General features: G+C 68.0%; 5 protein-coding genes. All 5 read right to left on the minus strand.

Going from position 1 to position 17,409, the window contains the following annotated elements; translation table 11 throughout:
• The coding region (locus tag U5775_RS37155; protein ID WP_322063120.1) for a condensation domain-containing protein at positions 1–2,106 on the minus strand (2,106 nt) is incomplete at its 3' end.
• Positions 2,107–2,200: 94 nt separating this feature from the next.
• Positions 2,201–4,429, minus strand: a complete 2,229-nt coding sequence (locus U5775_RS37160; protein WP_322063121.1) for a TonB-dependent siderophore receptor — start codon at positions 4,427–4,429, stop codon at positions 2,201–2,203.
• 261 nt (positions 4,430–4,690) lie between these two features.
• Positions 4,691–7,981, minus strand: a complete 3,291-nt coding sequence (locus tag U5775_RS37165) for an amino acid adenylation domain-containing protein (protein WP_322063122.1) — start codon at positions 7,979–7,981, stop codon at positions 4,691–4,693.
• Positions 7,978–13,782: a non-ribosomal peptide synthetase gene (locus U5775_RS37170; protein WP_322063123.1), complete on the minus strand. Its 5,805-nt coding sequence runs from the start codon at positions 13,780–13,782 to the stop codon at positions 7,978–7,980. The genes U5775_RS37165 and U5775_RS37170 overlap by 4 nt, the downstream gene beginning before the upstream one ends.
• A gap of 6 nt (positions 13,783–13,788) precedes the next feature.
• Positions 13,789–17,409: amino acid adenylation domain-containing protein (locus U5775_RS37175; protein WP_322063124.1), on the minus strand; the 3,621-nt coding region annotated here is incomplete at its 5' end.

Raw genomic sequence — 17,409 nt, forward strand, 5'->3', positions numbered from 1 at the left:
TTGCGCCACTGCGAGCTTCGCACCGACCATCAGCGGCCAGAAGAACTCCCACACCGACACGTCGAAGCTGAACGGCGTTTTCTGCAGCACGGTGTCCGACGCATCGAGGCCGTAGGCCTGCTGCATCCACACAAGCCGGTTCGTCAGCGCGCCGTGACGGTTCGCGGCGCCCTTCGGACGCCCCGTCGAGCCCGAGGTGTAGATCACATAGGCCAGGTTCTCCACATCGACCGGCACGGCGGGGTCCGTAGCGGGCTCCATCGAGAGATCGAGCGTATCGAGCTCCAGCACCACCAGTGCGGCAGGCACCGGCAGCGCATCGCGCACGCGGGCCTGCGTGAGCAGCAGCGCGATGCCACTGTCTTCGATCATGTACGCGAGGCGTTCGCGCGGATACTCGGGGTCCAGCGGCACGTAAGCGCCACCAGCCTTGAGAATCGCCAGCAGCCCGACCACCATCTCGACCGAGCGCTCCACCGCAATCCCCACGCGCACTTCCGGCCCCACCCCCAGCGCGATCAGACGATGCGCAAGCCGGTTCGCCTGTGTATCGAGTTCGCGATAGCTGAGCGCGCGCTCGCCGAATTCGAGCGCCACCGCATCGGGCGTCGCCCTGGCCTGTGCGGCGATCACGCGATGCACCGGACGGCGCTCTTCATAGCGCTCATCCACGCGACTCAGCTCAAGCAACGCGTCCCGATCCATAGCGTCAAGTACATCCAACGCGCCAATCGACTCCCGCGCATCCGCGAGCAACGCGTCGAGCAGCGCGCAATACGCTTGTGCCCAACGTTCGACCGCCGCTCCATCGAAGCGATGCGCCGCATACTCGAATTCGAGCTGCACCGTCCGCGCGCTCGACGTGATGGACAAGGTCAAATCGAATTTGCGGCCCGCGGCCGGCAGCGGCACGGAAGAAACCGCCGCCTCGCCGAATGCGATCGCAGCCGCATCGGCCACCTTGAAGTCGAATAGCACCTGAAACAGCGGGTTTTCGTCCGCCGTCCGCTTCACACCCAGCTCCGCGACCAGCGCGTCGAACGGCACGTTGCCATGATTCATCGCCTCGATCGACGCGCGCTGCACCGCCTCGATCACTTCTTCCAGCGTCTGCGTCGCTGCCAGCGAAGCGCGATAGACATGTGTGTTGACGAAGCAGCCGATCAGACGCTCGACGTCGGGCCACAGCCGCCCCGAAGCCGGCACGCCGACCTGGAACGAGGACTGGTTCGAAAGCTTGCCGAGCAGCACCTGCCAGAGCCCCAGCAGCGCCGCAAACTGCCCCACGCGCGCGCGCGAGCACCAGGCCGCGAGGCCCGCGCATGCGGAATCAGTCAGTGAAAACCTGTGATAGCCGGTACGCGCATCCGTACCGTCGCTCGTCTGCGGCAGAGCGAGCGCATCCGTGCCCGCGCCAAGGTACTGACGCCAGTAAGCGACGTCGGCGCCGTATTGCGCACTGGCCAGATAATCGCGCTGGCGCAGCGCATAGTGACGGTATTGCAGCGGCAGCGTCGGCAAACCCGAGGGCGCGCGGCGCTCACGAAAAGCGTCGTAGGCGAGCGCGATCTCGTTGAGCCAGATCGGGTTGGACCACGCATCGGAAAGCACGTGATGCATCGCGAGCGCGATCAGCGTGCGCCCGTCGCCGCATTCGCGCAGCGCGGCGCGCACGGGCGGCGCCGCGCCCAGGTCGAAAGGCCGGCCCACGTGGCGCCGCGTGAAGTCCGCCATGGCTTGCGGCCACGCTTCATCGGCCGCGTGCCGTTCGACCGTCAAGGGAAACTGAAACGCATCGTCGACGACCTGGCTCAGCTGGCCCTGGTCCTCGACGATGCGCGTCCTGAGAATGTCGTGCCGTTCGCAGACGTGCTGCAACGCACGCCGGAACGCATCGACGTCGAATTCGCCCTCGACGAGAAAGACCCGGTCGAGATTGTAGGCCGTCGATAATCGATCGTACTGCTGAAGGAACCAGATGTTGCGCTGAGCCGCCGAAAGCGGCGCGCTCAGGTCCGCTGCAGGCTCGTCCTTCGGGCCGCCGCGCAGCGCTTCGTCTTCGGCGAGCAGGGCGAGCAGTTCGCGCTCGACATCATCCATTTCCATTCAGAATCCTCATCGTCATGCGTGGCCGGCGCCGTGGCGCGGCCAGTGGGCGGGAGCGACGCGCCGCCGACAACGGCCCCCGCTCCCGCTTGCTTCAGATTTTCGCGCGCAACGTGAACAGCACCTTCGCAGGATTGCCGTAGTAATTGCCGCCCGCACCCGCGACCGTCGCAATGTACTTGCGGTCGAACAGGTTCGTGACGCTCAGCGCCGCCGAGACGTTCTTCGTGATCTGATAGCCGATCGTCGCGTCCACCGTCGCGTAGCCCGGCGCGACGACGCTGCCCACGCCGTCCGAATAGTACGTACTGCTTTGCACGTACAGCGCGCCGCCCACGTTCCAGTCATGGAACTTGCCGGGCAGCTGGTAGTTGGTCCACAGCTTGAACAGATGCTTCGGCGTGGTCATCGAGAACGGCGAGCCTTGAGTCTTGCTCTCGTCGAGGCTGCTCACCATCGTGTACGTGTAGCCGCCCGAGACGGTCCAGCCGGGCAGCACCTCGCCGCTCGCTTCGGTTTCCACGCCGCGGCTGCGTGCGGAGCCTTGCGCCAGATAGAAGCCCTGATGCTCGGGGTCCGAGAACGCGCGGTTGTCTTCGTTGATCTGGAATAGCGCGATCGACGTATTCAGCTTGCCGCCGAAATACTCGCCCTTCAGGCCCACTTCATACTGATTGCCCGTCACCGGCTTGATCATGTTGCCGGTGTAGGTGAAGAACGACGTCTGCGGCTTGTAGATCGACGTGTAGCTCGCATACGCCGAATACGTGTCGTTGATGTCGTAGACGAGGCCGACGAACGGCGTGAATTTGGGCCCTTCGCTCGTATGCGAGTAGGTCTCGCCAAACTCGTTGTAGTACGGATTGGCATTCGGCGTCAGCGTGTTGTTCCACCACGTGACGCGGCCGCCGACAATCAGCGTGAGCGGATCGAGAATGCTGAAGCGCGCATTGCCATAAATGCCGTACTGGTTGGTCACCGTCCTGTAGTCGTTCTGCGGGCCGCCCTCGAAATCGTTCGAGTAAAGCGACTGCGACGTGAAGATATTCGTCGCGTAATCGCCCCAGATGTCGAGCCCGCTATCCGGATTGATGAAGTACTGCGTCGACTGATCGCTCTGATGCAGGTAATTGGCGCCGATCGTCAATTGATGCGTACGGCCAAGGAGCCGGAACGGGCCGCTCGCGTAGAGATCGACGGCGTCCTGTGTGTTGGCGTCCTTGTAGTTATAGCTGTACGGATTGCCGTCGTTGGTGTCCGGATCGACGGGGCCGCCCGGAACGCCGTTGAGGAAGTGCGAGTTGATCTGCGAGTGGTTGTAGGCGATTTTTGCCGTCCAGCCGCCGGCGAGCTTTTGCTCGACTTCCGCGAACGCGTTCGTCTTTTCGCTGTTCAGATAGTCCCAGGGCGCACCGATGTACGCGCTGCGCGGCACAGGCACGAGCGTGTAGTTCGAATACGCGGGAAACCCGTACATGATGTGACCGAATTCTTTCGTGTAGCTGAAGCCTACGCGCGCGGTCGTGGTCGAGGTCAAGTCCGCCTCCAGCGTGCCATATATCTGCTGGTCACGCTGCCATGAGCCATCCTGCATCAAGTGCTGGTCGTGCTGGTCGGCAACGATGCGCCCGCGCAGCGTGCCCGCCGCGTTCAACGGGCCGCCGATGTCGACCTGCTCCTCATGGTCGGCATACGTACCCACCGACACCTGCGCCGAAGCCTGGAACGTGGACGGCGCGCGCTTGCGCACGAGGTTGATGGTGCCGCCGTCGCCGCCGAAACCGTTATAGAGGCCGGCCGGGCCGCGCAGCACTTCGACACGGTCGTACATCGCCAGATTGTCGGCCACCATGCCGCTGCCGCTCTGCGGAAGCGTTGTCGGCACGCCGTCGAGCTGGAACGTCGAAATCGGGAAGCCGCGCGCGTAGTACGCGGTGTCTTTGGGATTGAGCAGGCTGACCGTCACGCCGGGCACGAACCGCATCGCATCGTCGACCGACGAGGCGTTCTGCGCCTGGATCTGCTGCTGGGTCACCACGCTGACCGACTGCGGAATTTCGCGCTGCGAGACCGGAATCTTCGAACCCACCGTCGTGGGCGGATTGATCGCCTGCGCGACCGGATCGGCCTGCCCCGTCACGGTGATGACGGGCAGTTGCGCGCCCGTGGCGGCGGGCGTAACAGCGGGCGTCGAACTCGACGTATCGCTCGCCCCCGAATCCGACGAGCCGGTTGCGTCCGCACCCATGCCCGAGGTATCCGCCCCCACCGTGGCCGCGCGCGCGGCGCCGCTCATCACGCAGCCCGTCACGAAGGCCGCCACCAGTGCCGATTGCCAGGTTCTCCGAACCGGCGGCCAAACTGTTTCTTGTAATCGTTGATCTCTCTCGCGCTTCATGCCCCGCCCCACTCCTGTTCAGTCGTTCGCTCAATAAAAAAGAAAAAACTGCAAAGCTGCCTTTGGAAATTTCCGAGACTGTGAATGATAATCGTTCTTGTTCAAGAATGGACCCTCTGTCAGAGCCGCGGGCATAAAAAAATCGATGGCTCGCGGGAAATACAACGAATTCTTTCAAAATTCTTTCTACTCCGGGCGGCCCTGGCGCGACATCGCCAGCATCGCCTCGCGCGCTTCGGGCGACATGGCGGCCAGCTTCAGACGCAACGCCGCCACCTTTTCGAGCTTCGCGGGATCGGCGTCGCGCTCGCGCAGGGTCCGCGCGAGCGCGGCAACGGTGGGATGCTCGAACACGTCGCCCGGCAGCAGATCGGTGCGCAGAAGCTCCTGGAGGCGCGTGACGAACCGGATGACCAGTAGCGAATGACCGCCGAGGTCGAAAAAGTCGTCGTCGACGCCGATTGCCGGGCGTTCGAGCAGTTCGGCCGCGGTGTTCGCGAGCAGGGTTTCGAGCGCGTCCGCGGGCGCACGCCGCGTGACGGCGGCGGCATCGTCGGCCGGGTCGGGCAGCGCCTGGTGGTCGATCTTGCCGTTCGGCAGCCTCGGCAACCGGGCGAGCACCACGAAGCGCGCGGGCACCATGGCGTCGGGCACCTGCGTGCGCAGCGCGGCCTTGAGCGACGCCGGGCTCACGGTGGCGTCCGCCGGCACCACGTATCCGACGAGCTCGTGCTCGCCCGCGCGGCGCAGCGCGCGCACGGCTGCCTGGCGCACCTGCGGCAGCCGGCCGAGGGCCGCCTCGACCTCGCCTGGCTCGATGCGAAAGCCTCGCACTTTCACCTGGTCGTCGGCGCGGCCCACGATGCGGATGCCGCCGTCGGGCTCGACGCGCGCCAGATCGCCGCTCCGGTACAGGCGCTCGCCGGGCATGAAGGGATCGTCGATAAAGGCTTCCATGCCGGTCGCGCCCCAATACCCGTCGCAGAGCTGCGCGCCGCCGATATAGAGCTCCCCCGTCGCGCCGATGGGCGTGAGTTCCTGGAAGCGATCGAGCACGCGCAGCCGGCAGTTGGCCAGCGGTGCCGTGAGCGGCAGCCCGGACGCATAGCGTCCGGCGGCGGCCGAATTCGCGCTGTACTCGTGGACGGCAACACCGACCGTCGTCTCGGTCGGACCGTAATGATTCACAATCCGGGTCGCCGGCGCGACCTGCGCGATGCGCGCGAGCAGGCCCGCGCTCGCCGCCTCGCCACCGAGCACCACGAGCGGCGGCAGCGCCGGCTCGCGCGCTTCGAGCAGCGCGTCGAGATGCGAGGGAACGATCTTCACGCAGCCGATCTCGTGCCGGCGCACGAAGCGCGCAAACGCCTCGCCGTCGCGCATGTCGTCGGCGGTCGCGACGATGAGGCAGCCGCCACGCGCGAGCGCGCCGAACAAGGTCGTATTGCCGAGATCGGCGGCCACGGTCGAGGTCAGCGCATAGCGCTGAGAAGCGTCGAGCCCGAGCTCCGCCGTGACCGCGAGCGCGTAGTTGAGCAACTGACGCTGGCCGATCAATACGCCCTTGGGGATGCCCGTCGAGCCCGAGGTGAACAGCAGGTAGGCGGGACTGTCGAGCGAGCATGCCGGCGCCGCTTCGGCGGGCGCGGCGGGCGACGCGAGCAGTTCGGCGATGCCGATCGCACCGGTCGACCCGGTCGAACCCATCGCACCGGCGCTGGCGAGCGCGCCCTCGTCCGTATCGTCGACGATGGTGATGGCGGGCTGCGCCGCATCGACGATCCTCTGGCGGCGCTCCGGCGGCCATTGCGGATCGAGCGGCAGATACGGCGCGCCCGCGCGCATGGCCGCGAGCAGCGCAACCACGAGCCCGCCTGAACGCGGCAGCGCGATGGCGACCGGACGCTCGCGCGAAGCGCCGAGCGCGGTCAGCCGATGCGCTGCCGCCGCGACATGCCGTTCGAGCTGCGCATAGTCGAGCGTGAGGTCCGCCGCCACGAGCGCCTGCGCCGCAGGCTGGCTCGCGGCGAAGTCGCTCACGCGCTCGGGAATCGGGCGGGCGCCGATGTCGAGGACCGGCCCGCGGCAATCGAGCAGGCGCGCACGCTCGGCGTCGCCGACGACCACGAGCGAGGCGAGCGGTGCATCGATCGTTGCGGGCGCATCGATCAGCGCGGCGAGCAGCGTGGCGTACTGATCGAGCAGGGTCTGCGCCGCGACTTCCGCATAGTGCCCGGGCGCATGGTGAATCGTGCAGACGACCGGCTCGCCCTGCGCATCGGCTTGCACGTCGAGTGCGAGATCGAACGACGCTGCCGCGAAGCTGTGCATCAGCGGAGCGCTCGCGAGCGCCGCATCGACACGGCGACTGGCAGACGCCGCACCGAAGCGGAATCCGATGCCGCCGTGCGCGCGGCTGGCCGGCGCGGGCGATGCCCAGTACTCCTGCACTTCGCGATGCGCATCGAGCGTGGCGGCCAGCGCGCCGGCGACCGCGCGGAAAGTGCGCTCGGGCCGTACATCGAGAGAAAGTGGCAGCACCGCGTCGAACGGGCCGATTGCGCCCGCCAGTTCGGCGTAGTCGCGGCGGCAATCGTTCTGCCAATGGCCGGCCACGCGCGCGGCATCGGCGATGCGGCCGATCAGCACCCACCAGGCGGCCTGCGCGATCACGTCGGGCGTGGTGCCCAGCCGGGCGGCGAGCCGGCCGACGGCGCCATCCGTCGATATGGCGCGCTGCACCTGGCTCGGCGACGCTCCGGCGCTAACATCGGCGCTCGCGACGCGCGGCGTGCGCCGATATGGCAGCGCATCGATGGCCGGCAAATCCGGATCGGCCGCCGTCTGCGCAGACCAGTACGCCCTGCCCGTGTGCGCATCGTCGGATTGAGCCAGTTCCTCGCGCCATTCGACGTACTGACCATAATCGAGCACGCCCTCGTCCTCTTCCTCTTCTTCGCACTCACCGTCGTCGGCTTGCGCGCCGCGCGGCGCGGCGTAAGCATCGAGCAGCGCATCGTGCAGCCGCGCGAGGCTATCCGCATCGGCCACGAGGCGCGAGGCGATCCAGACCAGCACCGCGCGCGCCGGGGCGAGCGACACCAGCACGGCACGCAGCGTGCGGCCCGCGCCCGGCTCGAACGGCACCGCCCGCTCGCGTTCGAGCACGAGCGCGATCGCTTCGGCGCTCTCGAGGCCGTGCGCATCGACCGTGTGCCATTCTGCGCAACCGTGGCGCATCGGATGCTGACGCAGCCCGCTGTAGCCCTCGACCGCGACAAACGCGGTCCGCAGGATTTCGTGCGCGGCAACGGTCCCGGCGAACGCTGCGCGCAACCGTGCCGGGTCGCACGCGCCGTCGAGCGACGCGGCGAACAGGACAGGCTGGTTGGCCAGCGCCGCATCGGCGAGCGCCGCGCGCTGTTGCTGGGAAAGCGGATAGCCGGACTGCGCGGCAATCGGGGAAAAATCGTTCATCGTGCCTGCACTCCCTGCAATGCGGTTTGTCCATCGGCGCGCGCGTCCTGTGCGACGCTCGCGGGCCGGTTCCAGCGCACGGCGCGGCCATCGACCATCTCGCCCATCGCCACGACGATCTTGCGCGGCTCCTGATACGGATCGCGCGCATGCGCGGCGAGCATGTTGTCGAGCATCGCGACGTCGCCGGTCTGCCAGTCGAAGCGGATCGCGCACGCCTCGTAGGCGCGCGCGATTTCCGCGAGCACGGCCTCTTCGATTTCCGTGCCGTCGCCATAGCGCACGCTGCGCGGCATGCGCCCGGCGCCCACCATCTTCAGCAGATCGGCGCGCACTTCCGGCTTGAGAAAGTACGGATGATGAAGCTGGATCTGGTTGAAAAAGCTCTTCTCGCCCGTTTGCGGATGCACGATCACGGCCGGCGCGGCGGTGCGGATCTGCAGCTCGTTCTCGCCGAGCCATTGCCATTCGATGTCGGCGGCGCGGCAGCGCGCTTCGACGTCCTCGCGCCGGTCGGTCTTGAAGAATTCCTGCCACGCCACGTCGAGCCCATGCGTGAAGGTGCGCACGTAGCGCAGGCTCAGGCGCTCGAACTTCTCGACGATCGATGGCGACAGCTCGCGCAGCATGCGCCGGCAATCGACGACCGGCGTCGCCCCGCCCACCTTCGAGGGCAGCTCGCAGAAGAACCATTGTTTGCGCGGCCAGCGATCGAGATGCGAGCTCTCGTTGTGGTAGAGGATCATTTCCTTTTCCGGGTACGGCGTGGACTTGTAGGTGCGCTCGCCGCCCTCTTTTTTCGGCAGATCGCCATAGCCGCCGTAGAGGCCGGGCGACATGGCGTCGGCAAAGGCCTCGAATGCGCGCGGGTCGGGCAGATTGAAGTTGCGGAACAGGATCATCGCGTGGCGTTGCAGCAGCTCGTCGATGAAGCGCCGGTTGGCGGCCGCCCACGCAACCGGGTCGAGATCGCTCGTGACGGGCTCGACGAACGCCGGCAAGGACCCAAGCGCGGGATCGGTCGAGACGCGCACGAGTGCGCGTTCGCGCGGCGCTGCCGCTTCGCTGTCCTCGCGCGTGCGCTTGCGCGCCGCGAGCGACTTGAGCTTGCCGGCCTTCGACGCCGGGGCCGGTGCGCCGTTGCCCGCCTCACGCGCCGCCGGGGTGGCGTCCGCGGAAAATAGTTCGGTAAGCGAAGTATTGGGATGGTTCACAACATTCTCCAGTAAGTCTTGCCAGGCACGCGCGAAGGATTCGATGGTCGCGTGCCGGAACAGGCTCGTCGCATAGGCCCAGTCGACTTGCCAGCCGTCCTCGTGCGGCACCACGAAAAGCGCCATGTCGAATTTCGAATGCGCGAGCGGCACCGGGACAGCCGAGGCGACGAGACCGGGCAGCGCAAACGCGGGCATCGGCGCGTTCTGCAACACGAACAGCAACTGCACGAGCGGATGCCAGCGGCGTTCGCGCCGGATCTGCGCGGCTTCGGCGATGCGCTCGAAGGGCAGCGCATCGTGCTCGAAGGCGGCGAGCATCGGCTCGCGCACGGCGGCGACGCGGGCGGCAAAGCTGTCCGCGAGCGTCTGCGCGCTCAGGCGCGAGCGCAGCGGCACCACGTTGACGAAGAAGCCGACCAGGTCGTGCAGCGCTTCGAGCGGGCGCCCGGCCACGTCGGTCCCGATCAGCAGATCGGGCACGCCGGTCTTGCGATGGACGAATAGCTGGAAGCTCGCCAGCAGCACCACGAACGGCGTGACGTTGAGCTTCGCGGCAAGCTGTTCGACGCGCGCGCGCAATGGCGCGCCCAGCGTGAATTGCACGGATGCGCCCGCCTGCGACGGCGTTGCGGGACGCGGGAAATCGGTGGCGAACGGCGGCTCGGCGGCCGCATCGGCGAGCGCTTCGCGCCAGAACGTTTGCAGGCGCGCGTGATGCGGGCCGCTCAGCCACTCGCGCTGCCATGCGGCGTAGTCGGCGTATTGATGCGGCAGCGGCGCGAGCGCGGCCTGCGCCGGTGCGCCGTAAAGCGCCGAGAAATCGCGTGTGAGCACGCCCATCGACCAGCCATCGGAGGCGATGTGATGGATCACGAACACGAGCACGTGCTCGCGCGCATCGACGTGAATCAGGGCGGCGTTGAAAATCGGCCCGCGTTCGATGTCGACAGGCTGCGCGCTGCGCGCGCGGATCCGTTGCGTGACGGCAGCCTCGCGCGCGTTCGGTTCGGTATCCGAAACGTCGAAATGCGTGAGTTCGATGCGCGGCGCGTCGAGTACGCAGGCGTGCGGTTCGCCGTCGATGGACGGGTAGACCGTGCGCAGGATGGCGTGGCGCTCGGTCAGCGCCTCGATCGCGCGCGCGACGCGCGCGGCATCGAGCTCGCCGCGCAAGCGGATCGCCGCGCTCATGTTGTAGGCGGCCGCACCCGCCGGGCCAGCGAGCCGGTCGGCCATCCACAGACGCAACTGCGAAGGCGCAAGCGGTGCGCGCTCGGTGCGCGGCGTGGTGCGTAATTCAGGCCAGGCGGTAACGGGCGCTGCTGTTTCGGCTTGCGCCGCGCGCACCGCCTCGATCTCGCGTGCGAGATCGGCTAGCACTGGCCGTTCGAACAGCGTGCGCAACGGCAGCCGCAAGCCGAAATCGCGCTCGATGCGCATCGCCACTTGCATCAGCAGCAGCGAATGGCCGCCGAGCGCGAAGAAGCTGTCGTCGCGGCTGACGCGCGCGACGTCCAGGACCTCGCGCCAGATCGCCGCGAGCGTCGCTTCAGTGGCGCCCTCGGGCTCGGCCTGGGCCATCGAGGCGAACACGGGCGCGGGCAGCGCGCGCCGGTCGATCTTGCCGTTGGGCGTCTGCGGCAGCGCGTCGAGCACGACGATCGCCGCCGGCACCATATAGTCGGGCAGCCGTTCGGCAAGCGCCGCGCGCAACGCGCTTGTGTCGAGGAGATGTCCCGCCTGCGCGCTCACGTACGCGACGAGCTGCGCGCCGCCCGGACCGGGCAGCGCCACGACGACCGCTTCGCGCACGCCGGGCTGCAGGGAAAGTTGCGCGTCGATCTCGCCGGGTTCGACGCGAAAGCCCCGCACCTTCACCTGATGATCGACGCGGCCGAGATACTCGAGCGCGCCGTCGGCGCTCCAGCGCACGCGGTCGCCGGTGCGGTACAGCCGGCCGCCGTTCGCCGAGAACGGGTCCGGCACAAAGCGCTCCGCGCTCAGCGCGGCGCGCCGCCAGTAGCCGCGCGCCACGCCCGCACCGCCGATATGGAGCTCTCCCGCGGCGCCCACCGGAACGAGATTCATTCCTGCATCGAGCACAAAAAAACCGGTGGCGGCGAGCGGCGCGCCCAGCGCCGGCCGCGCCTCGACGCGCTGCGCCGAGGACCAGATCGTGGTCTCGGTCGGCCCGTACATATTCCACAGCTCGACGCCGGCGGCGCGCAGCGCCTCGGCGAGATCGGACGGCAGCGCCTCGCCGCCGCACAGGCTCTTGAGCGGGCCGCCACGCCAGCCGCTTTCGAGCAGCATGCGCCAGGTCGCGGGCGTCGACTGCATCACGGTCGCGCCGCTCTCATGGAGCAGGCGCGCAAGCTCGCGGCCATCGCGCGCGGCCTCGCGGCTCGCGAGAATCGTGCAAGCCCCCGTCACGAGCGGCAGATAGAGTTCGAGCGCGGCAATGTCGAACGACAGCGACGTGACCGCGACCAGCCGGTCGGAGGGCGCGAGTCCCGGCGTTTGCTGCGTAGCCAGCAGGAAGTTGGTCAGCGCCGCATGGCGCACCATCACGCCCTTGGGCCGCCCGGTCGAGCCCGAGGTATAGATCATGTAGGCGATTTGCTCGCCGTCGATCGCGATGTCGGGCGCGCTCATGGGCTCGCCGACGGACTCATCGGCGACGAGCGCGTCGAGATCGAGCGCCGTCACATGGGCCGGCACGGACAGCCTTTCGCGCACGCTGCCCTGCGTGAGCAGCAGCGCGATGCCGCTGTCCTCGATCATCGCGGCGATCCGTTCGCGCGGATAGTCCGGATCGAGCGGCACATACGCCGCGCCCGCCTTGAGGACGGCGAGCAGCCCGACGACCATTTCCGGCGAGCGGCCGAGCGCGATCCCGACCCGCGCCTCGGGCCTCACGCCCAGCGCGACGAGCCGGTGCGCGAGGCGGTTCGCGCGCGCATCGAGCTCGCAGTACGTCAATGCGCGGCCGCCGCACACGAGCGCCACGCTGTCCGGCGTCTTCGCGGCTTGCAGGCCGATCAGCGCGTGAACGGGACGCGTGTTCGCGAAGGTCGTACCGTTGCACCCGGCCGCCAACTGCGCCGCGCGCTCGTCGTCGTTCAGCAGCTCGATGACGCCGATCGCACCGGTCGCGAGTGCGGGATCGCCGAACGCGCCGAGCATGCGCGCGTAGTGACGGCCGAAGCGCCGCATCGTCGCCGCGTCGAACAACTCGCGCGCGTACACGAGCGTCGCCGTGAGCGTGCCGTCCTGCGCTTCCTCCGTCTCCAGCGTCAATTCGAACTGTGCCGCGCGCTCGCCCGCCGCCGCCCGCTCGATCGTCAAGCCCGGCGCCACCTCGAACGCACGCCAATCGTCCTGCCGATGATTGAACATCACCTGAAAGAGCGGCGTGTGGCTGAGGCTGCGTTCGGGCTGCAAAGCGTCGACGAGCACATCGAACGGCAGATCCGCGTGCGCCTGGGCTTCGCGCGCATGCGCCTTCACCTGGTCGAGCAATGCGGCCAGCGTCGTGCGGCCATCGAGTTCGGCCCGATGCACCTGCGTATTGACGAACAGACCGATCAATCCTTCGGCCTCCAGACGATTGCGGTTCGCCACCGGCACGCCGATGCGGATATCGGTCTCGCCCGTATAGCGGTGCAGCAGCGCGTGGAAGGCGGCGAGCAGCACCATGAACGGCGTGGCCTGGCGCTCGCGCGCGACGCGGCGCAGCGTGGCGGCGAAGTCGTCGGGCAAGGCGATCCGTTCGAGTGCCGCGTGCAGGACGCCCGTGGCCTGGCGCGGCCGGTCCGTCTGGAGCGCGAGCACCGGCTGTGCATCGCCAAGGCGCTCGCGCCACCAGCCGAGCTGCCGGTCCTGCTCGCCCGCTTCGAGCCAGCGGCGCTGCCACACCGCGCAATCCGCGTACTGGACAGGAAGCGCGGGAAGCAAGACCGCTGCGCCGCGCGCATGGGCGCCGTAGGCCGCGGCGAACTCGCGCAACAGCACGCCCATCGACCAGCCATCGGCGACGATGTGGTGCATCGCGACGACGAGGCGATGCCGCTCGTCACCGAGCCGCACGACGCCGACGCGCAGCAGCGGCCCCGCCACGAGATCGAACGGCTCCGCGGCAAGCGACTGCGCCCATGCGGCGGCGGCATCGTCGCGATCGGGGCGATCGGCCACGTCGGCGACGCGGAAGTCGTAGCGCGGCTGCGGGTCGATCACCTGCTGGGCGTGGCCGTCGGGTCCGCTGCGAAATGTCGTGCGCAAGGCCTCGTGACGCGCGACGATCGTATCGAAACTCGCGCGCACCGCCGCGATATTGAGCGCCCCTTCGAGCGCCAGCGCGGCATCGATGTGATACGCGCGGCTGTCCGGCTGAAGATTCCATAAGAACCACATCCGTTGCTGCGCATGCGAAAGCGGCAGCGGCGCATTGCGCGGGAACGGCGGAACGGGCAATTGCGCAAAGGCGATGCCCTGCTCGCGCATTTTCTGTGCGAACAGCCTGCCTTCGCGTTCAGGCAGCGCGACGAAGCGCGCCGCGATTTTCCGGGCCAAATCCTGATCCATCGTGTTTCACTGTCCTTCAAGTACGTCGAGGAACGACGCCAGCTCGTCGAGCCGCTCGTCGATCGCCCGGCTTTCCGGCACCTGTGCATCGAGGTGCGCGGAAAAGGATTGCAGCGTGTCCATCGTGAAGACCGTCTCGACGGGCACGTCCAGTTTCAAGGTGTGATTGAGGCGCGCGATCAGTTGCATCGCGAGCAGCGAATGGCCGCCGAGCGCGAAGAAGCTGTCGTGGCGGCTTACGCGCGCCACGCCGAGCAGCTCGCGCCAGATTTCGGCGATCGCCGTTTCCGTTGCGCCTTCGGGTGCTTCGTACTCCGCAGCGGATTCGATCTCCGGTTGCGGGAGTGCCTTGCGGTCCACCTTTCCGTTTGGATTGAGCGGCATTGCCTCCAGCACCATGATTACGCCTGGCACCATGTAGTCGGGCAGCGTTTGCGCTAGTGCCTCGCGCAGGGCCGCGACGTCGAGCGCTGCTTCCGCACGCGCCGTCACGTATGCCACCAGGCGTGTGCCACCTGCGCCGTCCTGTGCCGTCACCACCGCTTCGCGCACGCCAGCCTGCGCAGCCAGTTGCGCCTCGATCTCGCCCAGTTCGATACGGAAGCCGCGAATCTTGACCTGATGGTCGATGCGGCCCAGGTAGTCGAGCGCCCCCTCCGCATTCCAGCGCGCCAGATCGCCCGTGCGGTACAGGCGTTCGCCTTCGCGGCCGAACGGATCCGGCACGAAACGCTCCGCCGTGAGCGCCGCGCGGTCCAGATACCCACGCGCCAGCCCCGCCCCGCCCAGATACAGCTCGCCTGCCACGCCACGCGGCGCCAGGTTCAGCGCCCCATCCAGCACGTACGTCTGAACGTTCGCGATCGGACGGCCGATCGGCACGCTCCCGCCGCCCGCTACGCAGGTCCAGTGCGTCACGTCGATGGCCGCTTCCGTCGGACCATAGAGGTTGTATAGCCCCGCATCCGGCAGCAGCGCCAGCGCCCGCTGCGCCAGCTCGGCGGGCAGCGCCTCGCCGCTGCATACGATGCGCTTCAGGCCCGCGCATCGCGCGGCGTCCCCGTGCGCCACGAACGCGTGAAGCATCGACGGCACGAAATGCAGCGTCGTCACGCCGTGCCGTTCAACCAGCGCAACGAGCCGCGCCGGATCGCGATGATCGCCAGGCTGCGCCACCGCGAGCTTTGCTCCGACCATCAATGGCCAGAAGAACTCCCACACCGACACATCGAAGCTGAACGGCGTCTTCTGCAGCACGGTGTCCGACGCATCGAGCCCGTAGGCCTGCTGCATCCACACAAGCCGGTTCGTCAGCGCGCCGTGGCGGTTCGCGGCGCCTTTCGGACGCCCCGTCGAGCCCGAGGTGTAGATCACATAGGCCAGGTTCTCCACATCGACCGGCACGGCGGGGTCCGTAGCGGGCTCCATCGAGAGATCGAGCGTATCGAGCTCCAGCACCACCAGTGACACAGGCACCGGCAGCGCATCGCGCACGCGGGCCTGCGTGAGCAGCAGCGCGATGCCGCTGTCTTCGATCATGTACGCGAGGCGTTCGCGCGGATACTCGGGGTCCAGCGGCACGTAAGCGCCACCAGCCTTGAGGATCGCCAGCAGCCCGACCACCATCTCGACCGAGCGTTCCACCGCAATCCCCACGCGCACTTCCGGCCCCACGCCCAGTGCGATCAGACGATGCGCAAGCCGGTTCGCCTGCGCATCGAGTTCGCGATAGCTCAGCGCGTGCTCGCCGAATTCGAGCGCCACCGCATCGGGCGTCGCCCTGGCCTGTGCGGCGATCACGCGATGCACCGGACGGCGCTCTTCATAGCGCTCATCCACGCGGCTCAGCGCGAGCAGTTCCTGGCGCTCGCGCGCTTCGACGCTCTCGATCTCCCCCACCTTCCGGTCTGGCGACTCGCACAACGCGTCGAGCGCGCCTTGCATCCGCCGCGCCCATTGCGCGACGGTCGCCGCATCGATGCGATCGGTCGCGTACGTGAAGTTCAGCGTCATGGCGTCGCCGAGCAGGGCCGCGATTGTCAGCGGATAGTTCGTCTCGTCGCGCGCGAGCGGTTCGCCGAACACGAGACCGCCCGGCGACGCCTCCTTGAGCACCGCATCGACGGGATAGTTCTCGAACACCAGCAGCGTATCGAACAGCCCCTCCGCCGATGCCTGCGCCTGCGCCCAGCGCTGGATCTCGTGCAGCGGTGCGTACGCGTGCTCGAGCGCCGCGCTGCCCTGCGCCTGCAACTCGCGCAGCCATGCGGCGGCGGTCATTGCCGCGCGCGGATGCGCGGCCACCGGAATCGTGTTGATGAACAGGCCGACCACCGTCTGCGCATCGGCGAGCTCGACCGGGCGGCCCGCGACGGTCGTGCCGAACACCACCGACGACTGACCGGTAAGGCCGCGCAACACGAGCGCCCACGCTGCCTGGACGACCGTGTTGACGGTCACGTGCGTGGCGCGCGCCAGCGCGACGAGACGGGCAGTTGCCGCAGCGTCGAGTGTCAGTGCATGCGTGGCTGTGCTGCGCCGCACCGCGTTGCCGGACGCGCGAGCGGGCACGATATGCGTGGGTCCCGCGAGCGCGCCAAGCCGCTCGCGCCAGAACGACTGCGCCACCTGCGCCTCGCTCGGCCGCGACCACGCGATGTAGTCGCGATAGCGTCCGCGCGGCGCGGGCAGCGTTTCGCCGCCATAGAGACGCATGACCTCGGCCAGCAGTTGCGCCATGCTCCAGCCGTCGATTACCGCATGATGATGCGTCCACACCAGATGATGACGATGCTCGCCGGTCGCGATGAGCGTCACGCGCTGCAGCGGCGGCGTGGCGAGATCGAAGCCGCGCGCGACGTCTTCGTTCGCGAAGTCGTTGAGCGCGTCGGCCAGGGCGTCGTGCGGTGTGTCGTCCAGCGCATCGTCCAGTCGCGTGCGGACGCGCCAGTCCAGATGCTCGAACGGCACGACAGCTTCGCGCGCGACCCATTGCAGCCAGCCGCCCGCCGATGCCACGAAGCCCGTGCGCAGCGCCGCATGGCGCGCGCTCGCGGCTTGCCAGGCGGCCTCGAAGCGCCGTGCGTCGAGACCCGTCACGTCGATGCGCAATTGCGTCACGTACTCGCCGCCACGCGTGGTGAGCGTATGGAACAGCATGCCCGTCTGCATCGGCGAGAGCGGATACAGGTCTTCGATCGCCGATGCGGGTACAGGCAAGGCGTCGAGTTCGGCCTGGGTGAGCGAGGCCAGCGGGAAGTCCGAGGGCGTCGCGCCCGTCGCGCCGCTCGTGCAGTGCGCGATCAGCGCTTCGAGCGCCTGATGGAACGCCGCCGCGAATTGCTCGATCGTCGCGGCACGATAGCGTTCTGCGCTATACGCGATCTCGACACCCATCGCGCCATCGATCACGCGTGCGCCGATGGAAAGCGCGTGCATCAGCGGGGCGCACGTGTCGTGGGTATGCGTGGCCGGGTCGGCGGACAAACGCCATGGTGCGGTCTGGGTGGTATTGCGATCGTTGCGATCCAACTGGCCGAGGTAGTTGAACACCACGGTGGAGGGTGTTGCATCGGCCAGCGCGGCCCGGTCTTCTTCCGCGCCGGCGTACTTCAGCAGGCCGAAGCC

Origin of the sequence: Paraburkholderia sp. J63, from assembly GCF_905220245.1 — a bacterium.
GTDB lineage: Bacteria > Pseudomonadota > Gammaproteobacteria > Burkholderiales > Burkholderiaceae > Paraburkholderia.

Bases quoted from the DNA above. Each gene is read 5' to 3' on its own strand.
- U5775_RS37170 (WP_322063123.1), bottom strand. From the start codon at position 13,782: ATGGATCAGGATTTGGCCCGGAAAATCGCGGCGCGCTTCGTCGCGCTG.
- U5775_RS37165 (WP_322063122.1), bottom strand. From the start codon at position 7,981: ATGAACGATTTTTCCCCGATTGCCGCGCAGTCCGGCTATCCGCTTTCC.